This is a genomic window from Hymenobacter metallilatus, from assembly GCF_003944705.1.
Lineage (GTDB): Bacteria > Bacteroidota > Bacteroidia > Cytophagales > Hymenobacteraceae > Hymenobacter > Hymenobacter metallilatus.
The window spans coordinates 350,313-374,023 of record NZ_RWIS01000001.1 but is presented as its reverse complement, the minus strand read 5'-3'; the positions used below and the strand labels follow the sequence as shown (position 1 = coordinate 374,023).

21 protein-coding genes are annotated in these 23,711 nt (G+C 59.7%); 10 read left to right on the top strand and 11 right to left on the bottom strand.

Annotated features, from left to right (window positions below; translation table 11 throughout):
- Positions 1 to 20: 20 nt before the first annotated feature.
- Entirely contained in the window at positions 21 to 2,945 is a 2,925-nt protein-coding gene (gene gcvP, locus EI290_RS01455) for an aminomethyl-transferring glycine dehydrogenase (protein ID WP_125425903.1), read from the bottom strand.
- A 313-nt stretch (positions 2,946 to 3,258) separates the two neighbouring features.
- Between gcvP and EI290_RS01450 the strand changes: the two genes are divergently transcribed.
- Positions 3,259 to 4,470, top strand: a complete 1,212-nt coding sequence (locus EI290_RS01450; protein WP_125425901.1) for an NAD(P)-dependent oxidoreductase — start codon at positions 3,259 to 3,261, stop codon at positions 4,468 to 4,470.
- A gap of 125 nt (positions 4,471 to 4,595) precedes the next feature.
- On the opposite strand, the gene EI290_RS01445 is transcribed toward EI290_RS01450, so the two are convergent.
- From EI290_RS01445 to EI290_RS01425, 5 genes are all read right to left on the bottom strand, one after another.
- Positions 4,596 to 5,426 carry a DUF1206 domain-containing protein gene (locus EI290_RS01445; RefSeq protein ID WP_125425899.1) on the bottom strand — a complete coding sequence of 277 codons (831 nt, stop codon included), beginning with the start codon at positions 5,424 to 5,426 and terminating at the stop codon, positions 4,596 to 4,598.
- 50 nt (positions 5,427 to 5,476) lie between these two features.
- Positions 5,477 to 6,049: a DNA-binding protein gene (locus tag EI290_RS01440; protein WP_125425897.1), complete on the bottom strand. Its 573-nt coding sequence runs from the start codon at positions 6,047 to 6,049 to the stop codon at positions 5,477 to 5,479.
- Between the two features lie 135 nt (positions 6,050 to 6,184).
- Positions 6,185 to 6,403 (bottom strand): CsbD family protein, encoded by a 219-nt coding sequence (locus EI290_RS01435; protein WP_125425895.1) that lies wholly within the window; start codon positions 6,401 to 6,403, stop codon positions 6,185 to 6,187.
- 69 nt (positions 6,404 to 6,472) lie between these two features.
- Positions 6,473 to 7,051: a hypothetical protein gene (locus EI290_RS01430; protein WP_125425893.1), complete on the bottom strand. Its 579-nt coding sequence runs from the start codon at positions 7,049 to 7,051 to the stop codon at positions 6,473 to 6,475.
- 30 nt (positions 7,052 to 7,081) lie between these two features.
- Entirely contained in the window at positions 7,082 to 7,825 is a 744-nt protein-coding gene (locus EI290_RS01425) for a hypothetical protein (protein ID WP_125425891.1), read from the bottom strand.
- A gap of 203 nt (positions 7,826 to 8,028) precedes the next feature.
- On the opposite strand from EI290_RS01425, the gene EI290_RS01420 reads away from it, so the two are divergent.
- The gene (locus EI290_RS01420) at positions 8,029 to 9,567 is read left to right on the top strand and encodes a hypothetical protein (protein WP_125425889.1); all 1,539 of its coding nucleotides are present in this window, start codon (positions 8,029 to 8,031) and stop codon (positions 9,565 to 9,567) included.
- 132 nt (positions 9,568 to 9,699) lie between these two features.
- Here EI290_RS01420 and EI290_RS22280 read toward each other — a convergent pair whose 3' ends face one another.
- Positions 9,700 to 10,059, bottom strand: coding sequence for a hypothetical protein (locus tag EI290_RS22280; RefSeq protein ID WP_185816792.1), 360 nt, complete (start codon positions 10,057 to 10,059; stop codon positions 9,700 to 9,702).
- Between the two features lie 183 nt (positions 10,060 to 10,242).
- Between EI290_RS22280 and EI290_RS01410 the strand changes: the two genes are divergently transcribed.
- On the top strand, positions 10,243 to 10,671 hold the full coding sequence (locus EI290_RS01410; RefSeq protein WP_125425885.1) for a DUF6799 domain-containing protein: 429 nt from the start codon (positions 10,243 to 10,245) through the stop codon (positions 10,669 to 10,671).
- 58 nt (positions 10,672 to 10,729) lie between these two features.
- On the opposite strand, the gene EI290_RS22820 is transcribed toward EI290_RS01410, so the two are convergent.
- Positions 10,730 to 12,793: a WG repeat-containing protein gene (locus EI290_RS22820; RefSeq protein WP_125425883.1), complete on the bottom strand. Its 2,064-nt coding sequence runs from the start codon at positions 12,791 to 12,793 to the stop codon at positions 10,730 to 10,732.
- A 160-nt stretch (positions 12,794 to 12,953) separates the two neighbouring features.
- On the opposite strand from EI290_RS22820, the gene EI290_RS01400 reads away from it, so the two are divergent.
- Entirely contained in the window at positions 12,954 to 13,355 is a 402-nt protein-coding gene (locus EI290_RS01400) for a hypothetical protein (RefSeq protein ID WP_125425881.1), read from the top strand.
- A gap of 157 nt (positions 13,356 to 13,512) precedes the next feature.
- Positions 13,513 to 14,526, top strand: coding sequence for a hypothetical protein (locus EI290_RS01395; RefSeq protein ID WP_125425879.1), 1,014 nt, complete (start codon positions 13,513 to 13,515; stop codon positions 14,524 to 14,526).
- A 40-nt stretch (positions 14,527 to 14,566) separates the two neighbouring features.
- On the opposite strand, the gene EI290_RS01390 is transcribed toward EI290_RS01395, so the two are convergent.
- The gene (locus EI290_RS01390) at positions 14,567 to 15,025 is read right to left on the bottom strand and encodes an RlpA-like double-psi beta-barrel domain-containing protein (RefSeq protein ID WP_125425877.1); all 459 of its coding nucleotides are present in this window, start codon (positions 15,023 to 15,025) and stop codon (positions 14,567 to 14,569) included.
- A 519-nt stretch (positions 15,026 to 15,544) separates the two neighbouring features.
- On the opposite strand from EI290_RS01390, the gene EI290_RS01385 reads away from it, so the two are divergent.
- The 5 genes from EI290_RS01385 to odhB all read left to right on the top strand — a co-directional run bounded on the left by EI290_RS01385 (position 15,545) and on the right by odhB (position 22,358).
- A complete protein-coding gene (locus tag EI290_RS01385) occupies positions 15,545 to 16,750 on the top strand; it encodes an SMP-30/gluconolactonase/LRE family protein (RefSeq protein WP_125425875.1) in 1,206 nt (401 codons plus the stop codon).
- Between the two features lie 213 nt (positions 16,751 to 16,963).
- Complete coding sequence (locus EI290_RS01380; RefSeq protein WP_125425873.1) at positions 16,964 to 19,813, top strand: 2-oxoglutarate dehydrogenase E1 component; 2,850 nt, start codon at positions 16,964 to 16,966, stop codon at positions 19,811 to 19,813.
- A 49-nt stretch (positions 19,814 to 19,862) separates the two neighbouring features.
- Positions 19,863 to 20,228, top strand: coding sequence for a nucleotidyltransferase domain-containing protein (locus EI290_RS01375; RefSeq protein ID WP_125425871.1), 366 nt, complete (start codon positions 19,863 to 19,865; stop codon positions 20,226 to 20,228).
- Positions 20,215 to 20,643 carry a HEPN domain-containing protein gene (locus tag EI290_RS01370; RefSeq protein ID WP_125425869.1) on the top strand — a complete coding sequence of 143 codons (429 nt, stop codon included), beginning with the start codon at positions 20,215 to 20,217 and terminating at the stop codon, positions 20,641 to 20,643. Before EI290_RS01375 ends, EI290_RS01370 begins: the two co-directional genes overlap by 14 nt.
- A 38-nt stretch (positions 20,644 to 20,681) precedes the next feature.
- The gene (gene odhB / locus EI290_RS01365) at positions 20,682 to 22,358 is read left to right on the top strand and encodes a 2-oxoglutarate dehydrogenase complex dihydrolipoyllysine-residue succinyltransferase (protein WP_125425867.1); all 1,677 of its coding nucleotides are present in this window, start codon (positions 20,682 to 20,684) and stop codon (positions 22,356 to 22,358) included.
- A 325-nt stretch (positions 22,359 to 22,683) separates the two neighbouring features.
- Here odhB and EI290_RS01360 read toward each other — a convergent pair whose 3' ends face one another.
- Positions 22,684 to 23,046, bottom strand: a complete 363-nt coding sequence (locus tag EI290_RS01360; RefSeq protein WP_125425865.1) for a group III truncated hemoglobin — start codon at positions 23,044 to 23,046, stop codon at positions 22,684 to 22,686.
- A gap of 162 nt (positions 23,047 to 23,208) precedes the next feature.
- The gene (locus EI290_RS01355) at positions 23,209 to 23,610 is read right to left on the bottom strand and encodes a group III truncated hemoglobin (RefSeq protein WP_125425863.1); all 402 of its coding nucleotides are present in this window, start codon (positions 23,608 to 23,610) and stop codon (positions 23,209 to 23,211) included.
- Between the last annotated feature and the right edge of the window lie 101 nt (positions 23,611 to 23,711).

The following is a 23,711-nucleotide window of genomic DNA, read 5'->3' as shown; positions in this document are numbered from 1 at the left end:
GACAAGCAACCAGAACTTGCTTAGTATGACGGACCTTTATCGGTGGGAACCAGCTGCTCCTCGGCGTCCACGTACTGCTCAATGGGCGTGCAGGCGCAGATGAGGTTCCGGTCGCCGTAGGCCGAGTCAATGCGCGACACGGTGGGCCAGAACTTGTAGGCGCGGGCATACTCAGTGGGGTACACGGCCTGCTCGCGGGAGTAGGGGCGGGTCCACTCGTGGGTAAGCACCGTGGCGGCGGTGTGGGGAGCGTGCTTGAGCACGTTGTCCTTGGCATCGGCGCGGCCGGCTTCTACCTCGGCAATTTCCTTGCGGATGCTCACCATGGCCTCAATGAAGCGGTCCAGCTCCTCCTTGCTCTCCGACTCGGTGGGCTCAATCATGAGCGTGCCGGCTACCGGGAACGAGACAGTGGGCGCGTGGAAGCCGTAGTCCATCAGGCGCTTGGCAATGTCCTCTACCTCAATGCCGGCCTTTTTGAAATGGCGGCATTCCAGAATCATCTCGTGGGCGCAGCGGCCGTTGGAGCCGGTGTACAGCACGGGGTAGTGCTCCTCCAGCTTGGCTTTCAGGTAGTTAGCATTCAGGATGGCAATGCGCGTAGCCTGGGTCAGCCCTTCGCCACCCATCATGCTGATGTAAGCGTAGCTGATGGGCAGAATGCTGGCCGAGCCCCAGGGTGCCGCCGAAACCGCGCCGCTGGTGCGGCCGTCGGCATCTACCACCACGTGGCCGGGCAGATAGGGCGCCAGGTCTTTCACCACGCCGATGGGGCCCACGCCGGGTCCGCCGCCGCCGTGGGGGATGCAGAAGGTTTTGTGCAGGTTCAGGTGGCACACGTCGGCCCCGATGGTGGCGGGGGAGGTGAGGCCCACCTGGGCGTTCATGTTGGCCCCGTCCATGTACACGCGGCCTCCGTGCTGGTGAATGGTGGCGCAGATGTCAATGATGGTTTCCTCGTACACACCGTGGGTGCTGGGGTAGGTTACCATCAGGCAGCTCAGCTTGTCGGCGTACTGGGCGGCTTTGGCCTTCAGGTCCTCCACGTCGATGTTGCCTTCCTCGGTGCTTTTCACCACTACCACCGTCATGCCAGCCATTACGGCCGAGGCGGGGTTGGTACCGTGGGCCGAAGCCGGAATCAGGGCCACGTTGCGGTGCTGGTCGCCGCGGGCATCGTGGTAGCCTTTGATGGCCAGCAGACCGGCGTACTCGCCCTGGGCACCCGAGTTGGGCTGCAGCGAAACGGCATCAAATCCGGTTACCTCACACAGCCAAGCTTCCAGGTTCCGGAAGATTTCGGCGTAGCCCTGGGCCTGCTCACGCGGGGCGAAGGGGTGCAGACCGCCAATTTCCGGCCAGGTCACCGGAATCATCTCGGCGGTGGCGTTCAGCTTCATGGTGCACGAACCCAAGGAAATCATGGAGTGAGCCAGGCTCAGGTCCTTGTTTTCGAGCTGCTTCATGTAGCGCAGCATCTCGTGCTCCGAGTGGTGGGAGTTGAAGATGGGGTGCGTGAGGTACTCACTCTTGCGAATGAGGGCGTCGGGCCAAGTTACTTCCACCTCTTCGGGCTGGGCTACCTGGCGCACGTCGCGGCCCAGCACTTTGCTGAATACGGCCACAATGTCCTGCACATCTTCGGCCTCGGTATTCTGATGCAGGCTGATGCCCACCCGGGCCGAGCCGTGCTCCTCGAAGTAGCGGAAGTTAATGCCGGCGGCTTCGGCCTCCTTGCGGATGGCCTGCTGCAGCTCCTGGCTTTCCAGCTTGATGTCCAGCGTATCAAAATAGAACTCGTTGCGCTGGTCGAGGCCCAGGGCGTGCAGCTCCATTTCCAGGGTACGGGCCAGGGCGTGAATGTTGCTGGCAATCTGCCGGAGGCGCTGGGGGCCGTGGTACACGGCGTACATGCCGGCCAGCACGCTCAGCAGTACCTGCGCGGTGCAGATGTTGCTGGTAGCTTTTTCGCGGCGGATGTGCTGCTCCCGGGTTTGCAGGGCCATGCGGTAGGCCTTGTTGCCGGCCGCGTCGATGCTCTGCCCGATGATGCGGCCGGGAATCACGCGCTTGAAGGCATCCTTGGTAGCCAAAAAGCCGGCGTGGGGGCCACCGTAGCCCATGGGCACGCCGAAGCGCTGGGAGTTGCCTACTACGGCGTCAGCCCCCATTTCGCCGGGAGGCGTGAGCAGGGTCAGGGACAGCAAATCGGCGGCTACGGTCACAAACAGGTTGTTGTCGTGAGCCTTGCCGATGAAGTCGGTATAGTCGTACACGGCGCCGTCGGCGGCGGGGTACTGCAGCAGGGCCCCAAACAGCGTCTCGTCGGTGAGGTCGAAGGTGCGGTGGTCCCCGATAACTACCTCAATGCCCAGGGGCTCGGCGCGGGTGCGTACCACGTCAATGGTCTGGGGCAGTACCTGCTCGGAAATGAAGTAGCGGTTGGCGTTTTTCTTTTTGCTGAGCGAGTGGAACATATGCAGCGTTTCGGCGGCAGCGGTTCCTTCGTCGAGCAGAGAAGCGTTGGCAATTTCCAGGCCCGTGAGGTCAATTACCATCGTCTGGTAGTTGATCAGGGCTTCGAGGCGGCCCTGGGCAATTTCGGCCTGGTAGGGCGTGTAGGCCGTGTACCAGCCCGGGTTTTCCAGAATGTTGCGCTGAATGACGGCCGGCAGCTGGGTATCGTGGTAGCCCAGGCCGATGTAGTTCTTGAACAGCTTATTCTGGCTGGCAATGCCCTTGAACTTTGCCAAAAAAGCCCGCTCCGTGAGGGCAGCGGGCAGGTTCAGCGGCTTTTTCAGGCGGATGGCGGCCGGCACGGTTTCGTCGATGAGCTGGTCAATCGACTCCACGCCGATAACGCGCAGCATTTCCGCTACGGCAGCTTCGTCGGGGCCGTTGTGACGGTCCACAAACACATCGGCGGGCTTGGTCTTCAGCAACATAAAGAGAAGGGTGAGGGTGGCAATGCAGGCGGCCCCAACGGAGCCCCTACAAAGGTAGCGCGAAAAGGCTTCACCCTTAAACCGATAAGTGGGCAAATGTTTAGGTCATTTGCTGTCATCCTGGGCATAGCGAAGGACCTTACCACGCCTGAACAACTTATACCCCTGAAGGAACTGCGCCAGAGCGTGCCTACGTGCGAAGGTCCTTCGCTCCGCTCAGGGTGACAGCCCGGGTTGCGTGCATTGCCGTTCGGGTCCCGACTCAACAATTTTCCGCAGATTTAGCCCCCGAAACCCACCCAGTTCCCACCACATGCGTTCTATTACCATTGGCCTGATCCGCGAAGGCAAAACCCCACCCGACAAGCGCGTTCCGCTTACTCCCAAAAAATGCGCTGAGGCTGAAGCCCGCTTCCCGGGCCTGAAAATTGTGGTTCAGGAAAGTGGCATCCGCTGCTTCTCCGACCAGGAGTATCGCAACCTGGGCATTGAGGTGCGGCCCGAAGTGGCAGACTGTGACATTCTGATGGGCGTGAAGGAGGTGCCTGTGGCACAGCTGATTCCTCACAAAACCTACCTGTTCTTCTCGCACACTGTAAAAAAACAGCCCGCTAACCGGGAGCTACTGCGGCAGGTGCTGGCCAAGCAGATTACCCTTATCGATTATGAGCTGCTCACCAATGAAAACGGGGAGCGGATTGTGGCCTTCGGCCGCTGGGCAGGCATAGTGGGCGCCTACAACGGCCTGCTCACGTACGGCCGCAAGCATGGCCTCTACGAATTGAAACCGGCCTATGAGTGCGTGGATATGGAGGACATGCAGGAGGAGTTTTTCAAGGTGAAGCGCCTGCCCCCCATTAAAATTGCCGTAACCGGCTCAGGCCGCGTGGCTCAGGGGGCCGTGGAGGTGCTTAACCTGATGGGCATTCGGCGCGTGAGCGTGTACGACTACCTCTACCTGGATTTCAACGAGCCGGTGTACACCCAGCTCCGCAGCTCCGACTACAACCGCCGCCGCGACGGGCGCGTGTGGGATACTCCCGATTTTCACCGCAACCCCCAGGAGTACGAAAGCACTTTTCAGAACTTTCTGCCCGTTACCAACCTGCTCATTGCCTGCGCTTACTGGCACCCGGCGGCTCCGCGCCTGTTTTCCCTGGAGGACACCTGCCGGGCCCATTTCCGCATTGATACCATTGCCGACGTAACCTGCGACGTAGACGGCTCCATTCCGACTACTAAGCGCAGCAGCACTATTCAGGAGCCCGCCTTCGATTACAACTGCCAGACCCAGGAGTTGGAGCCACCCTATTCCCGCCCCGGCAACATCACCATTATGGCCGTCGATAACCTGCCCTGCGAGCTGCCGCGCAACGCCAGCCGGGACTTCGGCCGCCAGCTAATTGATAATGTGCTGCCCCACTTAGTGCACGAAGGCAGTGACGCGGTGATTGAACGCGCCACCATTGCCCGTAACGGTCAGCTCACCGAGCGGTACCAGTACCTGCAGGAGTACGTAGCCTGATGCGTTGGATGCTAGCTGTTAGTTGCTGGTTGTTAGTTGTTGGTTGTTAGAAAATAAGTGTGTGATCATAACAACTGGCAACTAACAACTAACAACCAGCAACTAACAACCAACAACTAACAACTCTACACCCGGGGTAGGACGGGGTATTTGGCTTGCACCAGCATGTAGAGGCCATAGCACATCAGTCCGAAGGCTACAATGCCCAGCACGGCCGGTCCCATAGTAGCCAACAGGTCAAAGGCTTCGTCGGTGGTGCCGGCGGCGGCGGCCTGGTGCTTACGGCCGGCCTGTACCAGGAAATAACCAATAATACCCATGACGATGCCCCGGGCCGTGTAGCCAAGCTGCCCAATGCGGTAAACGGTATTCTGCTGGCCCGCCGGAATATCGGCGCTGTTCACATGCTTGTGGAAAGAGCCGGAGTAGGCTTTAGCAATCTGGTAGATGCCTACGCCAACGATGATAAATCCGATTAGTATGACAATCCACTCGCCGGCGGGCCAACTCAGAATGCGGGCAACCAGGCTTTGCTGGCTGTTGCCCCCCTGGCTGGCGGAGCCTTTCAGGGCGAGATTGGCAGCGTACCAGGCCAGACTGGCATACAGCAGGCCGCTACCGGCATAGCCCACGCGCCGACCCAGACCCTTGGCCCCGGAGCCTTTGTGTTCGGTGTCGCGCAGGGCCTGGGTGAAACGCCATACAATGTACCCCAGCAGCCCAAGGGCAATCAGGCCGAGCAGCACGGAGCCGCCGGGCAGGCTCTGCAGGGTTTGCACGGCCTGCTTCTTATCGGCCGTTTGTCCGCCCCGCTGGCCGGTGGCAGCCAGCAAAGCCAGCAGGCCCATCAACAGGTACACGGTTCCCTTGGCCGCAAACCCAAAGCGGGCCAGCGTCCGGATGCCGGAGGAGGGGGAGGTAGGCAAAGCAGCCTGCACGGAGGAAGCAACAGACATAGGAAGAGGCTAAAAGTGAGAAAGTAGTTCGTCCATACGTAAGTCCGGCGTTAAAGTCGGGCCCGGTGGCCACCCAGCAGCCCCGGGGGCTGGTACAGCCGGGCCCCGCGCCGGAACAGCTCCCGGTTTTCGGGCAGGTTTAGAGTAAGGAGAGGTTTGCCCCGGATAACCTCACCTTGCAGCAGCTGCTCCAGGTTGCCGCCGGGCCGCATGTACGGGATAAAAAACCGGTCGGCCATATCGGCAATCAGCAGGTTCCGAATGTTGGCCGTTTCCTGCGTAACGGTGCTCACCTCCCGGTCAAAAGGAGTAACAAACAGCAGCCGGCCCAGCTGAATATCCCGCTCGTACTCGAGTGGCAGCGCGGGCTGGATACCCCGGCCCAGTACGTACACAATGGGTTGCTGCACATCACGGCGCAGAAAACGGAAAATGCTTTGCTCCAGCTGAGAATGAAACCCCGACAACACACAGTACCCGAGTTGCCGCTGCTCCATGGCCCACAGGTACGACAGCCGCTCAATGCGGTGCGGGTAATCTCGGGAACAGAAAAACGCCGTTTTTGGTAGCCGGAGCAGAGCTGTATTTCCCAGGGTGCGCAGTTCTTCCAGCGGCGTTTGCATACAACGTGGTGTGTAAATAAATGTATAAATAATATTGAATAGTTGATATTATTTATCTGGTTCAAAACAGAATGGCCCGATACCAAAGTGGAATCGGGCCATTGACAGGCAAGGCTGATGCGTATTGCCAGTTACTTAGAATGTGCGGTGAAACCAGTTTTTAATATCATCAATAGCCTCACCGGTTTTATGCTGCAGGCGGCCAAACCACTCGTCCTGCTGGCCCTCCTGATAGTCCAGGTCGTCGTCGGTGAGGTTGCCCCACTTCTGCTTGGCCTGTCCTTTGATTTCATTCCAGTTGCCCCGAGCGCGCAGCTCAGTTGAGTCGTTGATGCCGTTGTTGTTAGCGTCCATGGTGGGTAGGGAAGTTAAATGAATGGGTAAGCGGTGTACGGCGGAGCTCAGCAGGAAGTTGCCGCCCGCTCAGTGCAGCCCGTAGGTGCCCAGTAGCACCGCTACCAATACCACCATGGTACCTACCCCCGCACCAAAACCGCCCGCGGCACTCCCGATTTTTTTATTCTGGGCCTGCCGCCGGTAGCCCGCCACGTAATCGGGGTTTCTGAGCAAGCCAGTATCGGGCACCCGGAAGTTACGTTCCGCCGGCGGTACCAGGCTTGTTGTCACTCCGGTTGCCACCCCTCCGTACCCGGTCAGCACCGTAGCGGCATAGGTGCCCCAGAAAACCCCGGGTGCTCTAAAGTGGGTGCGCGCATCACGGCGGCCCTGAGCATAGGCCGCCTCCCTGCTCAGCAACCCGGGCGGAGGGGGCGTTGGGCGCTGCAACACCTCCTTGGTACCGTTGGCATACCGGATCAGGAATACTTGCCCGGCGGCAATCCGGAGCGTATCGGCAGCCGGGCTCCGGTAGGTAATCAGCTCGGGTGTAATGGTCAGGACTTTCCCGGTCAACTCCTCCCCATTGGTTTGCAGAATCACGTCCTGGGCAGTGGTACGCAGCCCCAGCAGCAGGCCACATAGCAGAAGTATACACTGGCGCATAGCAGGCAACAAATGTGAGAAGAGCCGCTATCAGCGGGTGCGGGAATTGAAGCCGAGCAGCAGGCTAATCCGGGCACCTCCGTCGCCGGGCACCACCGCCAGATTGACGGGGAAGTTGATGCCATTGCTGCGGAAGGACGTACCCACAGCCAGGGCAATGTGTGCCCCGGCCGGCGACACGTTCGGACCTAACCCGAACTCGATGCCCTTGGGCCCTCTGATGCCGATCAGGGCGTTGAGGCTGGGCAGAAACTTGCCTTGCTCCAGGCCCCCAATAAGTGGCACAAACTCCAGCAGGCCGGAAGTGCCGTTGGGCATGCGGAAGATGCGGGTTTCAAACTGCCAGCCAAACTGCGTCAGGAACGGATTCACGTTCAGCTCCCGGTCGGCCTTGGCGGCCACGCCCCCCGTCAGTACGGTAATGCCCAGGCGCGGGCCGTTCAAGTGAATATCCTCGTAAGCCGGGGGCTCGTCGCCGGGCACCAGGCTGCCGGTAGCCGCCCCGGGCACCGGTGTTGGAGCCGGCACGTTGGTGGGCAGGCTACCGCCCAGCATTTCCTTGGTTCCGTTGGCGTAGCGGATCATAAATACATCGTGGCGGCGCACGGTAATCAGGGGGCCATCGGGGTTGTCGGTGCGCTTGTAGCGTACCTCGGTGGGCGTAATCTCCAGCACCTTTACCTGCAGCTCTTCGCCGTTGGTTTTGGTAAGCACATCCTGAGCCCGGGCCCCCAGGCTGCACAGCAGCAACAGCAATAGTAGGAAGTGTTTCATGTAGCATATAGGGTTAGGAAGCAAGATGATCCGAAGGTTACATATTGCGTGGTGTGGCCCTAACCACTTTCCGGACAGCTTAGACTATAGGATTGAATTGTTGTTGAGTGTAATAAATTGAATATGAATGCAATGCAAAGAATTAATCAGACTTGCCAGCACCCGGGCTTGGGTTCCGGGAGCGGTCCATCTATATTACCGGTATGGATGATCTGCGGACCACGCTCAGCACCTTCTCAGTCGATGACCGTAAGGACTTCCGGCAGTTTATTCAGCGGCAGCGCCGCAAGCAGAAAGGGCGCATGGATGTGCGCCTCTGCGACCTGCTGCTGCACCAAAAAGAGTACTCAACCGAGGAGCTATTGGCTCGCCTGTACCCCGAGGAGCCCAACGCCGTAGCCTACTACGCCCTGCGCAAGCGCCTCATGCGCCACCTCACCGACTACCTGTTGCTCCGCCAGCGCCAGCAGGACCCCACGGCTGCCTCCTCGGTGCGGGGGCTGCTTACGCTGGCGCAGTACCTGTTTGAAACCGGTATTGGCCGCCTAGCCTGGAATATGTTGCGCAAAGCCGAAAAGCTGGCGCAGCAGAATGAGCAGTACGAGCTGCTGAACACGGTGTACAACCTCCAGATTGCCCAGGCCGGTAGTAAGCACGCCGACGACCTGCCGGATATTATTCGCCGCCGCAACCTCAACAAAAAGGCCGCCGATGAGGAAGAGCGCGCCAACATTGCCGACAGCCTGATCCGGCAGCGCCTGCGCGAGGCCCGCGTGAAAGGTCGGGCCGCCGAGTCATTCGATGCCATTCTTCAGGAGGTGCTGCGCGAGTACGATTTGCAGGAGGCCTTTGCCCGGCGCCCCACGCTGCTTTACCGGCTCATGTCTATTGCGCGGGCAGCCATGCTCGTACGCCGCGACTATCTGGCCTTCGCCCCCTTTGTAATCCGGTGCTACCACCTCATGGAAAAGCGGCACGGGTTTCAGCCGGCGCACCGCGAGGCGCAGCTGGGGCTGCTGTACATGATTGCCCACGCCCTGTACCGCACCCGCCGCTTCCAGGAGTCCATTAACTACCTGGAGCGGCTGCGAGAGCTGCTGGAGGCTGGCCCCCGCCTGCGGGGCGCTTCGTTCTGGCCCCGGTATACGTTTTTGCTGGCGGCCAATCTGGCCTTCCTGCGCCGTAATGCCGAAAGTATCCGGCTGCTGGAAGAAATTCTGAAAACCAGCCTGCCACCCCGGGAGCAGCTAACGGCCCGCCTGGGCCTGGGCTTCCACTATTTTGCCGAGGGCCAGTTCCAGCGGGCTAACCAGGCCCTACTGGCCATTGGCCGCACCGACCATTGGTGCGAGCAGGAGATGGGAGTAGAATGGGTGCTAAACCGCAACATGGGTGAAATGCTGATTCAGCTGGAGCTTGGCAACTCCGACCTGGCCCTAAACCGTTTGCGGGCTATTGACCGTCTCATTAAGGAGCGTTTCGGGCCCGATGGGGGAGGTTATGCGGCCGTGCTTGGGTATTTGCAGCTGGTGCGCGACATTATCGAAAACCCCGACGCCCCCCGCGCCAAGAGCTTCGCCGACCGTGCCGACCAGCTGCCGGCTTTTGTACCCCTGCAGCAGGAGGACCTGCAGGCCCTCAGCTTTTATAGCTGGCTACAGGCCCGCATTCAGCACCGGCCTTATTACCAAGTGCTGCTGGAGCTGGCAGGGGTGGCCGAGCCAACAGCTACGACCTCCTAGAGCGGGCGTTCAGACCGCCCTGCTGTGTGAGTATGCACGCAGCTGAACCCCAACGGGCACAGAAAAGCCCGGACCGCCGTGCAGTCCGGGCCAGAAGAGCTGACGGGCCACTTATGCGGCCCTGGCTTTTTCTTATTTCTGCTGAGCAGCGTTAATTTCGGCTTTAGCGTCGCCGGCGGCTTTTTCGGCAGCGGCTTCGGTTTTGGCGGCGGCTGCTTTGGTTTCGGCGGCTGCTTTGTCGGCGGCGGCGGCAGTAGTAGCGGCGGCTTGCTCCCCGGCGGCTTCGGCCTGCTGACCGGCAGTTTCTACGGCATCATCGGTGGCAGCCGCAGCGTTGTTGGCCTCGGCAGCAGCGGCAGCACCGGCGTTTTCGGCGGCGGCTTCGGTTTGGGCAGCTGCTGCATCGGCATCTTTCTTGCCTTCCTGGGTGCAGGAGGCCGCCGCGAAAGTAACCGCCGTGGCAAAAAACAGGGATTTGAAGATGGTTTTCATGATACGAAAAGCAAAAGTGAATGGAACAAGCTTCACACCAGCGTGGTGTGGAGCTTAATCAGACAGGCGGCGGTAAGGTAACCCATTCGGCAGCCCCAAATTCAGCCCCATTACTCCTGTGCCAACCCGAGGCAGCCTCCTTCGTAAGGGAAGCCCTTGGATTCTCAGTTTTCAGTACCGTATATGCCCCGATTTTCCTCCCCTGCCGCCTTTCTCACTCTGGTTCTCCTACTCGGGCAGCATGTGCTGCTGGCCCAGGCTAACGACGGATTTCAGCGGCGCGACGGAACCATGTACCTCGTGCGCAATGGCGAAATCAAGCCCATGCCCCGGGATATCCGCCTGCCTAATGGCCGCCTGGTTACCCGCGACGGGTTTGTGGTGCAGCGGGACGGCCGCCGGACAGAGCTGCACGACGGAGAAGGCTGCACAATGCTGGGCGAAGCCACCACGCTGAGCCGGGCCGGCAACGGCCGCCTGCAGCTGGCCGGACCGGCGCCGGCGGTGCCCACCAATGGCCGGGTAGTGGTAGTGCCGGCCCAAAGCTGGTCGGCGTGGTTCCGGGGCCGCGGTAAGGGTAAGCACAAAGGCTGGAAAAAGCACCGCGACTAAGCGCAGGACGGGGACTAGTTGTGTAGTTTCTACGCCGTCCGGCCGCTAAAACCCTAGGTTACTGCTGTACTTCCTCCCCGTTTCGGTCAATGGAAAAGCTGCGGCCGTTTTGTACCACGCGGGCCCGGCCTTGGTCATCGAAATCTGTGGCGCTGCTGTAGCGGCCAAAGGGAGCAGTGCCAGTGGTAGTATCCGCCAGGTAGTCGGCCTGAATGAAAGTGAAATGCCCGGCCGTTTTGATGCGGGCCAGCTCCTGGTGAAAAGAATATGCCTCCTGAAAAATGATGGGCTGAGCCGGCTCATCGGGCCCGTTGATGTAGTGCCAGCCCCGATGGTCGAGTACCGCCGCCCAGCCCTCGGAAAAGTCGCGGGCGGCGTAATAATAGGCGCCAAACTCTTCTCCTTTCTGGTCGATGAACGTGTATAGTCCGCCTATTTTGGCCCGGGCGTAGCCATCCGCGTACGGGTATAGCGCATCGTAGGCTGGGGGCACAACCTCGGTGCCATCGGCCTGCACGAAGCCGAACACCCCGTCCCGCTCCACCACTGCCCGGTCTTCCTGAAAGGTCCCAATGCTGGTATAACGGGCGGGGAGCAGGGTGTCGCCGTTGGCGGCCAGCAAGCCCACCCGGCCCTGGTGGCTGAACGTAGCAGGGGCATCGGACCGGTTGCTGAGCCACAGGAGGAAGACCAGTACCGCTGCTGCGCCGGCTGCGTACCCTGCCCACACGGGCATCGGCTGGCGGGTCGGCAAAGAAACCCGGAGCCGGCTCAGGCGCCGGCGGAACACGGGCCACCACCGGTTCCAGCCGGCCAGGCCCTGCCCAACGGCACTGGCCGGACGTCCGAACTGGCTCTTCCCGCCGGCTACCCGGCTACCAGGGGGAGGAGTTGGGGCAGCCGGCGCCTCGGTAGCCGGAGCGCCAACAAGTGGGGCTGGCCTGGTGGGGGCTGCCGAAGCAGGTTGAAGCGGAGCCGGCGCTGGGGCGGTAGGTGGCGGGGCAGGGGCGGGCGTGCTCCGTGGTGCGGTGTTGGGTGTAGCGTCTGGTACAGGACCTGGCTGCACCGGGGCCGAAGCCAGCCGCTCAATCAGGTTTTCCAGCTGCTGGATTTTCTGCCCCAGTTCCGTATTGCGGTTTTCCAGCTCTTGGCGGTACGTGAGCATGGAGGCTTCCAGCGCGGCTTTTTCCCGCTTCTCGGCGGCCAGCTGGGCCTGCAGATCGGGGGCTTCGGGCGCTACGGGGGCCTTTTGGAGCTGCTGCTGCAGCTGGGCAATCCGCTGTTCCCGCTCAGCTTCCCGGCTGGCCAGTGCCCCCAGCTGCTGCTGCATATCCTGCTGCAGCTGGGCCCGCATATCTTCCAGGGCCTGCTTTTCCTGATTTCGGGCATCCAGGTCAATTTCGTAACCCGAAGTTCCCCGGTCCAGCTGATCCAGATCTTCGGCGCCCAGCCAGCGCCACAGCTGACCGGCTTTCTGGCGCAACAGCGTACTGGGCGTAGGCTCGGCCGCGGCCTCGGGCTGGGTACTCGGGTACGGCTGCGAGTGGGGCAGGCCGGCAGTCAGCTGCTCCAATTCTGCTGGAGTCAGGTCAATTTCGGGGGTTGCCAGCAAGGCAAGGCGCCGGGTGAACCGGCTGGGGTCGGGCAGCAGATGAAACATGGAGGCCGAGGGCACGGCCGCCATACAGGTTTCCACCTCCGGCCCGAAGCGCACTACGTCGCCGAATAGTACCAGGCCGCTGATAAAATGCAGGTTGGCTGCCTCCGGTGGCAAGTGCTCGGCCAGCCAGGCCGCCAGCGCAGTACGCTGCTGCTCAAACCGGGTAAATGGAGTGGGGTGGTCTCCCGGAACTTCCAGGGCTACCCCATCCAGAAACCAGGGCCCCGTGCGCAAATCCGATATATGCAATACTCCGCCCTGGGGCAACAGCTGCACCAGCGTAAGGCTGCGGGGCCGCAGAATAATGGCATCCAGTGGATCAGGAGCATCGGCCAGTTCCAGGTTGCCGAGTAGCACCGTGTAGGGGGCGTCTGTTTCGGCGGCCAGGGCCGCTTTTACGGCTTCGAACTGCTGTTGCCGCGTGGGAGAGGAGAAAGGAGCGAGAAGATAGGTGTGTAGCATACGCAGGCGGCCCGGGCCGCAACTTTCCGGCCAGTTTGGGGCCGTCGGGGTTGTACGGGCAAGGGCGGCACAGGATATGCCAACTTTTCTGAACCCGGACAAGTATAGCCGTTTACGCGCAGCCGTAAACTACCTTTCGTCACTCTTGCTTTTCCAGGCCATGGATTCTACCGCCTCCACCCCCCAGTCTCAGCCCACGCCCTCCATTCCGCTCGATGTAACCGACCAGCAAAACACGGCCCTGCTGGAGGATACGCTTAACCTGCTCAATGCCGGTGCCCCCGACAAAGCCGGGCAGCATGGCCTCATCGAAATTGAGCGGTGGGCCGAAGTATTGCGCGCTTCTGAGCGGCCTGGTTTAGCCAAAATTATTCAGGAGCTGAATACCCTGCAGGCTCAGCTAACGGCTTCGGATACGCAGGCCCACGACCTGGCCGAAACACTGGCCACCCTGGGGGCCGAAACCTCCAAAGTAGCCGAAGAAACCTCCGACGACTACAGTGGCCCGCTCACCCACCTCGGGAAGCTGCTTATCAAGCTAGGGTCTACTCTGTCGCGCTAGTATCGACGGCCATTTCAGCCTAAAAGCCCTGCTTACTATACGTAGGCAGGGCTTTTGTGTGGGTAGCAAACATTTGCGGCGGGCGGCAGTATTCTTCTCTTTTATAACCGGCGGCACGGCTGCCTACCGTACTTTTGTGCTTCCACGCTTGTTTGCCATGTCCGAATTTCAGCCGCTTGATGCCCTTACCTTGTACGACCCTTTTGAGGGTATGCGGTTCAGTATGCACCAATGCTTCTTGTGCGGTACTCCTACCAGCTCTCTTCAGGATACAGTACCCGTATTCGCCGACTGGCTGATGACGCGCTACAAGCTGCAGGAGCGCCAGATCAAGCTGCTGGATATGAGTATTGTGCAGTACCAGCACCTGCGCATTGCCTGTTGCCCTACCTGCCGCACCCAGCACGTTGAGCCCCTGGAGGCCCGCCTGGAGCTGGCCGCCCGCGAAGGACTGCCGGGCTTCCGGCAGGTGGATGAGCAGACGCTGTTTTTATGGCTGGGCAAGATGTTCTACGGGGTGCTGGTAACGGAACTCCTTACGGAACTGGATCCGCTGGCCAAACCCCAGTACCCGCTGGCCGAAAATGCCCAGCTGCTGCGCCGGTTTCAGGCATTCTACCAGCCGTTTCAGGCCCTGCGTGTACCCATGGAGTACGAAGATTTTGTGCCGGGCTCCCTGTTTATTCTGGAAGCCGATCCTGCCCAGGACGACATGCCGTTCGAATACGACGACGACCTGAGTACCATTGCCTTCAGCATCAAGCTCGATGAAACCGTGCTGGTGGCCTGTCTGGTTGATAATGGCATTATCCGGCAGGCCATGGGCCGGGTGTACCAGGATGCCTACCGCCCGCTGCATCCCATCCAGATAGCCGAGTTCAAGGCCCGGGTGTACTACGCCGCCTACCTGCTGAACGTAGTGCCCGACTACTACCCGCGCCCGGTACAGCCCGGCGACGTGGAAGTAGTCATGGATACGCTCATCGACGATGTGACCGGGGACATCTTCAATCCCTGGGATAACAGCGCCTACGGGCAGTCGTTGTTGGAAATGTGGAAGCGGTGGCAGATTCCATTACCGGAAATTCTGCGCGACCCGGCTCACCCGCTCACCTTCCTCTACGAGGCGAACGGACAGCCCCGATACCTGCAGCAGTATCCGGAGGCCTAAGGGCCAGGAATGAAAATTAAAAAATCGGGGAACCAGTGAATTAACTGGCTTCCCACACGGGTTCGGGAGCAACTTTGCTGAGCCGGATATCGGGCCAGCGGCCTTCAAGGCCATTTTTGCACTCCCGCTCATTCACCAGCACATCCACGCAGTGGCGGTGGCGGCGGTTCATGGTATCATGGATGATGTAGACGCCATCCAGCGCCTCAGAAATACCTTGGACACGCACTTTTTCGCCGAAGTGGAACGGGCCACCCCATTTGGCAAGCATGTCGCGGGAAACGGCCAGCCAGCGGGTTTTGCTGGAGTGCCGGGTTGGAATGATGGAGCCATCGGCAGTTTCCATCGGGGCGTCGTCCGTCTGGCCCACTTCGGGCCAATAAGTAGTGGCCGTCACGCGGTACGACAACGTTTTGGGGGCCTTTTTAACGGGCACTACCGGTATGGCTACTGCCACCGGACGGGGGCTGAGGCTGGCTACGGTAGAAGGCAGCGCCAAAGCGGGAACAGAAATGGTACGGGGAGGGAAGAGGAAGGTCAGTAAGAATAACGCAATGGACATGACGTTTGGGTTCGTGGACTCTCACTCATTGTCCGGAGAGAATGGACAGCCGGCCCGACTCGGCTAGTGGGAAGAGCGCCATCCGCATTAGCAGACTGTTGGGGCCCTTTTTTGATATAGTTAGCGGCAAAAAAAGCCGAAAACAGACATTTGAAGCACTAAATAGTGGTTAAATATAGATAGAATATATAATTAATTGTACTTATAAAATGATGTCATTCTGGAGGGCTCAAAGGTACAGCTTTTTTTTAAATCAGCTTTTGTGACAGATGCTAACTTTTTTAGCTGGATAAAGCCCGGCAATGGGAGTAGCCTGGCCCCATACGCATACTCCTCCCGATAAGTTATGCAGGCTGACGGATGGGCCTATAACCATCGGATTGGGTAGCCGTAAGCCTGAGGTAGCTAGCCCGGCAGGCGCAGTATCGTCTTCTCGTTTCTTTAGTTCCTACTATCATGCTTCCATCCCTCACCTGGCCTGTACTTCCAGTTCACCACCACCTGGTGGGTGTGCTGGCGGTCAGTATTTTCTTCCATTCCTGTAATTCACCGTCTTCGCAAACAACTAGTACTGCTGGCGGCCCAGCTGCCACCACGGATTCTACTCAAACGGCTGGTCCGGTAGCACCCGCCAACTCGCCGTTACAGATAGTAGCGCAGTTTCGGGAGCCGCAGATGGTAGGCGTGGCCGTGCTGCCCGATGGCCGCGTGTTTGCCGACTTCCCGCGCTGGGACAACAACCCCGTGATGCCCATTGCGGAAGTAGCGCCCGATGGCTCCATCAAGCCCTATCCCGATGCCAACTGGTGCACTTGGAACGAAACCCTGCGCAACGAGCCCCATAAGCACTGGATCTGCCCCCAGAGTGTATACGCCGATAACACCGGCATGCTGTGGGTAGTGGACCCGGCCTCGCCCGGCCTGCGGGCCACGGTGCCCGGCGGCCCCAAGCTGGTGAAGATTGACCCCAAAACCGATAAGGTGACGCAGACCATCAGCTTCCCCGAGAGCGTGGCCCCGCGCAAATCCTACCTTAACGATGTGCGTGTGGATACCCAGAACCAGTACGCCTACCTCACCGACTCGGGCCTGGGTAGCCTGGTGGTGGTGGACCTGCGTACGGGCCGCGGCCGGCGGGTGCTCAGCGGCCACGCCTCCATGCTGGCCGATACCACTCTCAACATCAAGGCCGACGGCAAGGAGCTGATTGACCCCAGCGGCAACAAAGCCCGCATCAACGCCGATGGCATTGCCCTGAGCCAGGACCGGCAGTACCTCTACTGGAAGCCCCTGACCAGCTACAACCTGTACCGCATCAAAACCGAGGCCCTGCGCAATCCTGTCCTCACCGATGCCCAGCTCGCTTCCCAGATTGAGGATTTGGGCAAAGTGCCCGCCTGCGACGGAATGGAAATCGACGCCCAGAACAACCTGTACCTGACGGCCTTTGAGGATCATTCCATCAAGCGCCGCACGCCGGCCGGCAAAATCGAGACGATGGTGCAGGATCCGCGCCTGGAATGGCCCGATACGTTTGCCTTTTCCGGCGACGGTAAAACGCTGTACGTAACCACCTCAGCCATCCACAAAACGCCTACTTGGAACAAGGGCATCGGCAAGCAGGATCAGCCCTATTATATCTTTAAGATGGCATTACAGTAACATAGGGTGCGTTACCGTTTTTCCAAAAGCCGTTCCTGTATGACGGGAGCGGCTTTTGTATTTATTTAATAGATTGACCGTCGGTACCCGTAAAGGAAACACGGGCGGAATTATATATCTGACTAACAGGTTTATTTGTACATGCGCATATCAGTTTTTACTTCCTGATCAGGCTATTTACCTTTACCCCCTGACACTACCAGCTCCCACCGCATGGACGCCAACTCTTATATCGCCAACGCCCACGGCGACTACCTTGACAACCTGTACCAGTCTTACAAGTCCGACCCCCAGTCGGTGGATGCGAGCTGGCAGAAATTCTTTGAAGGCTTCGACTTCGCCCAGCAGTACCCCGAAAGTGGTATTCCGCAGGCCGATGGCGAAGGCGTACTGACCACCTCGGCCAGCACCAATCAGGCCGGGGCCGTTCGGGCCGTGGACACGGTAGCGGCCGACAAGGAAACGCAGGTGCGCAACCTCATTCACGCCTACCGCAGCCGCGGCCATTTGGTGGCCAAAACCAACCCGGTGCGTGAACGGAAGGACCGGAAGGCCCGCCTCAACATTGCCGATTTCGGCCTGAGCGACGCCGACCTCGATACCAAGTTCAAGAACGGCGAAGTGCTGGGCCTGGGCTCGGATGCCACGCTGCGCGAGATTGTGGCCGCCCTGCAGAAGGTGTACACCCGCACCATCGGCTTCGAGTACATGTACATCCGCGACCCGCAGGTGCTCGACTGGTTCCGCGAGAAAGTGGAGAAGGACTCGCTGAGCTTCAACCCCAGCATCGACTACAAAAAGCGTATCCTCAGCAAGCTGAACGAGGCCGTGGTGTTCGAGAACTTCCTGCACACGAAGTTCCTGGGCCAGAAGCGATTCTCATTGGAAGGCGGCGAAACCACCATCCCGGCCCTCGACGCTATTATTAATAAGTCGGCTGAGCTGGGGGTGAAGGAAGTGATGATTGGCATGGCCCACCGCGGCCGTCTGAACGTGCTGGCCAACATCATGGGCAAAACCTACGAGCAGATCTTCTCGGAATTCGAGGGAACGGCCGTACCGGACCTGACCATGGGCGACGGCGACGTGAAGTACCACATGGGCTACTCATCGGAAGTAGAAACCAGCGGCGGCCAGAAGGTGAACCTGAAGCTGGCCCCTAACCCCTCCCACCTGGAGGCGGTGAACCCCGTGGTAGAAGGCTTCGTGCGCGCCAAAATTGAGCACCAGTACGGCGGCGACTACCACCAGATTCTGCCCATCCTCATCCACGGCGACGCGGCGCTGGCCGGCCAGGGCATCGGTTACGAAGTAACGCAGATGTCGCAGCTGGAAGGCTACAAGACGGGCGGTACCATCCACTTCGTGATTAACAACCAGGTGGGCTTCACCACCGATTTCGAGGACGCCCGTTCTTCGATTTACAGCACCGACCTCGCCAAGATCATCGACGCGCCGGTGCTGCACGTGAACGGCGACGACCCCGAGGCCGTGGTGTTTGCCGTGCGCCTCGCCACTGAGTACCGCCAGCAGTTCCACGCCGATATCTTTATTGATATGGTGTGCTACCGCCGCCACGGCCACAACGAGTCGGACGAGCCCAAGTTCACGCAGCCCACGCTCTACAACCTCATCAGCAAGCACCAGAACCCCCGTGAGGTGTACAACGCCATGCTGGTGCAGCGCGGCGACGTGGACGCGCAGCTGGCCCAGCAGATGGACAAGGAGTTCCGCGACACCCTGCAGGCCCGCCTGGACATGGTGAAACAAAAGCCGCTGCCCTACAACTACCAGCCCCTCGAAAACGAGTGGCGCACCCTGCGCCGCAGCAAGCCCGAGGACTTCGAGAAGTCGCCGGAAACCGGTATCAGCGAGGAAGTGGTAGCCAAAGTTGGCAAGGCCCTGACCACGCTGCCCGAAGGCTTCCGCCCCCTGAAGCAGATTGAAAAGCTGATGGAGGAGCGCAAGAAGATGTTCTTCGAGACGCGCATACTGAACTGGGCCGCCGGCGAGCTGCTGGCTTACGGTTCTTTGCTCGACGAGAAGCACATTGTGCGCGTGAGCGGCCAGGACGTGCAGCGCGGCACGTTCTCGCACCGCCACGCCGTACTGCACGATGCCGAAACCTCGGCCCCGTACAACTCGCTCAACTACATCGGCGAAGGCCAGGAGAAGCTGAGCATCTACAACTCGCTGCTGAGTGAGTACGCGGTGCTGGGCTTTGAATTCGGCTACGCCATGGCTAACCCCACCGCCCTGGTTATCTGGGAAGCCCAGTTCGGCGACTTTGCCAACGGTGCCCAGACCATGATTGACCAGTTCATCGTATCCTCGGAAAGCAAGTGGCAGCGCATGAACGGTGTGGTGCTGCAGCTGCCCCACGGCTACGAAGGCCAGGGCCCGGAGCACTCCAACGCCCGCCCCGAGCGGTTCCTGCAGCTGGCCGCCGAAAACAACATCATCGTGGCTAACATGACCACGCCGGCCAACTTCTTCCACGCGCTGCGCCGCCAGCTGACCTGGGAGTTCCGCAAGCCGCTGGTGGTGATGTCGCCGAAGTCGATGCTGCGCCACCCGCTGTGCGTGTCGCCGGTGGAGGAGTTCACCTCCGGCCACTTCCGCGAGGTGCTCGGCGACGTGTACGCCGACGCCAAGAAGGTGAAGCGCGTGTTGCTGTGCTCGGGCAAAGTGTACTTTGACCTCTTGGACGAGCAGCAGCAGTCGGGCCGCACCGACGTGGCCATTGTGCGCCTGGAGCAGCTGCACCCCTTCCCCAAGAAGCAGCTCGATGCCGAGCTGGCCAAGTACCCCAAAGCCAAGGTGTACTGGGTGCAGGAAGAGCCTGAGAACATGGGCTACTGGAACTACCTGTTGCGCTTCATGCGCCGTGAGCTGGAAGATGTGATTTCGCGCAAGCCCTCGGCCTCGCCGGCTACCGGTTACAACAAGGTGCACGTGAAGGAGCAGAAGGACCTCGTGGCCCGCGCCTTCGACAAGCCCAAGGAAGCCGTAGCCGACGACAACATCAAAGCCACCGCCGAAGTAGCCAAGAAGCAGGACTAAAACTGTCATTCCAAGTAGCGCGAGGAATCTGGGTTATTTTCTCAACGACTTGACCCAGATTCCTCCTGCATCGGAATGCCACCACCACCATATGATAACCGAAGAGCAAATTCAGGCCATTGTGCAGCGCATCGTGGAAGGCTACCAGCCCGACCGGATCATCCTGTTCGGCTCGTATGCCTACGGCACACCTACGGAGGATTCCGACCTGGATTTGCTGGTTATCAAGGCCAATGATGAGCGCCGCAAGATTGACCGCATAGTGGCTGTGCGTACGGTCGCTCGTGACCGTACAAACCCAGCTATGGATGTGCTGGTCCTGAATGCTGCCGAACTGGAGCGGGTCAAACGCAACCGTTTTTTGGTTGAACACAAAGCCCTACGCGACGGCCGCGAATTGTATGCAGCAGCTTAGTCCCGACAGCCAACAATGGGTTCAGCGTTGGCTACGCAAGGCCGATGGCGACCTACGGGCCGCTGAGAAGCTGGCGGAATCACCGGAGTTTTTCTCGGAAGTAGCTTTCCACTGCCAGCAGGCAGCCGAAAAATATCTGAAAGCCTGGCTAACTGCCGAGCAACGGTTGCCGCCTCGCACGCATGACCTGGAGAAGCTAGTGTATATGGTTGCCGACTTCACGCCGCTCGGGTCGGATGATGAGCGACTGGCTACTTTTCTGACCCCTTACGCTGTGTTATCGCGCTATCCTGCGGATGACGACGATAGTGAACCAGCCGTAAGTGAATTGCTAAGCGCCGCTTATCATTTCCGTGACCGGTTCCGGCCGGCACTTGCCGAAGCTTCCAATACTGGACCGTATCCAGCAAATTGACAACATCAACCCACCGAAACTCTTCAAAACTCCCACGTATGGGTCTGGAAATTAAAATCCCTGCCGTTGGTGAATCCATCACCGAAGTAACCATTGCCAAGTGGCTGAAAGCTGACGGCGACACTGTGAAGCGCGACGAAATTCTGGCCGAGCTGGAATCCGACAAAGCCACGTTCGAGCTGCCCGCCGAGGCCGACGGCGTGCTGAAAATCCGCGTTGCCGAGGGAGAAACCATCGGCATTGGTACCACCATTGCCGAAATCGACGGCGCGGGAGCAGCTGCCGCACCGGCCGCTGCTGCTCCAGCTGCCAGCGCCCCCACCGCTCCCGCTGCCGACCCGGTAAGCCAAGGCGAGCAGAACCCTAAAGCTAGTGACCAGGCCGGCTACGGTGGACAACCGACAGGTGGGGCGGCTTCCGGCACGCCTCCAACGGCATCGGCTCCGGCAGCTAGCAGTGGTGAAACTGTGGAAATGAAAATTCCGGCCGTGGGTGAAAGCATCACGGAAGTAACGGTAGCCAAGTGGCTGAAGGAAGACGGCGCGCAAGTGCAGCGCGACGAAATCATTGCTGAGCTGGAATCGGATAAGGCCACGTTTGAGCTGCCCGCCGAAGGCACCGGTACCCTGCGCCACTCTGCTAAGGAAGGCGAAACCATCGGTATCGGCGCTACCATTGCCCGCATCGAAGGCGGCAGCGGAGCCGCTGTACCGGCTGCGGCTTCCGCCGCTGCACCGGCTGCTGCCCAGGCTGCTCCGGCCGCTGCTGCGCCGGCGGCTTCGGCAACCACCAGCTACGCTACCGGCACGCCTTCGCCGGCAGCCGGCAAAATCCTCGGCGAAAAAGGCATCAGCCCCGCCGACGTGCAGGGCTCGGGCCGTGACGGCCGCATCACGAAAGAAGATGCCCAGAACGCCCAGGCCAAGCCTGCCGCGCCGGCTCCGGCCGCTGCTCCCGCTGCCGCCAAACCGGCTGCTACTCCTGCTACTGGCAACTCGCAACCGGCAACTGGTAACAGAACCCAGCGTCGTGAGCGGATGAGCAATCTGCGTAAGACTGTCGCCCGCCGCCTGGTGTCGGTGAAGAATGAAACGGCCATGCTCACCACCTTCAACGAGGTGAACATGCAGCCCATCATGGACCTGCGCAACAAGTTCAAGGACAAGTTCAAGGAGAAGCACAGCGTGGGCCTCGGCTTCATGTCGTTCTTCACCAAGGCCGTGTGCGTGGCCCTGAAAGAGTGGCCCGCCGTGAATGCTCAGATTGATGGCACCGACATCTTGTACAACGACTTCTGCGACATCAGCATTGCCGTATCAGCCCCGAAAGGCCTCGTGGTGCCGGTGATCCGCAACGCTGAGGAGCTGTCGTTCGATGGCATTGAGAAGGAAATTCAGCGCCTCGCCGGCCTAGCCCGCGACAACAAGCTCACCATCGAGCAGATGACCGGCGGCACGTTCACCATCACCAACGGCGGCGTGTTCGGCTCCATGATGAGCACCCCGATTATCAACGCCCCGCAGTCGGCCATCCTGGGCATGCACAACATCGTGCAGCGCCCCGTAGCCGAAAATGGCCAGGTGGTAATCCGCCCCATGATGTACCTCGCCCTGAGCTACGACCACCGCATCATCGATGGCCGCGAGTCGGTGTCGTTCCTGGTGCGCGTGAAGGAACTGCTCGAAGACCCGACCCGCCTGCTACTGGGCGTGTAATTGCAACAGTTGTTAAAATAAAGGGCCGTGCTTCTACTTAGGAGCACGGCTTTTTGCTTTATGAGTTTTACTTCCGACAAGTGTCATCCTAGGCAGCGCGAAGGATCCTGTCACGTTGAGCAACCTATTCGCGCGAAGTAGTTTTAAGGTCACAAGTTATTCGTGCTGTTCAAGATGATGGCTTGTGTTCATGTGGTGGTGTCAATGGCATGGTGCAAATAAAAAGCCCCCCAGATTCTGGTCCGGGGGGCTTTTTGATATGGGTGGATGGGTGAATGTGTGAGGAGAACGGGTGGGAATTGGGGGTGGGTGAAACGGGTTAGCGCTAGGCGCCGATAGAATTGGAGGCTAGCGTAGCTACCTGATGCATTGCTTTATCGGCGTTAGAGCCGGAAAACTTCTCTTGCACAGTGCTGGTCAGCACTTCCGTCCAGCGCTGCAGACACTTGGATGGCAGAGCCGAGTGCAACGGAATCAACTGGCCTTCCTGGTAGCGGGTGGTACCCAGCAGGGCACTGCTCCAGTAATCGTAGAGCGAGGTGAGGTGGCGAGGCCAATGCACCTGAGCTACGGCCCGGCACACGGGAGCCAGCAACTCGTCGTTTTTAGCTTTGCTGAACGCCGTATCCACCAGCGTCATAATGTCACCTTCGGTGCGCAAGTCGGGGAGGGAAGTCAAAGTAGCCATACGGAGTGAGGTAGGACGAGTGGATACGCAGCGAATTTACGCAGGTTTTGGAATTTTCGCCATTCAGCGAAAAAACTTTTTCTCGTTGTCCATCTAACTCAGGGTCAGATATAGGGTTCTTACGACACAAAACGTTGAAAGGATATCATAGAGGCCGATTTTCTATAGGATATGATACGGATTACGGGCTTGGGTAATCCGGTGCTCAAATACGGCCGCAATAGTACCGGCGCGGTAAATGGCTTCATCGGCCACAGGCCCTTGATACTGAGCTTCTACGTTTTCGACGAACAGCGTAAGCCAGCGGTGGAAGTGGCGGCCATCAATGGGCAGGGCCAGGTGCTTGGGAAAGGGCCGGCCCCGGTAGCGGCCGGTACCCAGCAGCAGGCCGCTCCAGAAATCATACATGGTAGCTAAGTGCTGCGGCCAGCGGCCCTGCACAACGGCTTCAAAAATGGGCCCTAACAGCTCATCGTTCTGCACCCGGCCGTAGAAGCTGTCAACCACGCGGCGCACGTCCTCCTCGGATTGAATATCGGGCAGGGAAACGGACAAGTCAGCCATAGGAGAGCCTGAATAGAGGGTAAAATGCCAGTTGCCGCAATTATTGTACCTCCCGCCTGACTGCTTGCCTGCCAATAAGAGAAATGGCAGGGCATATCGGG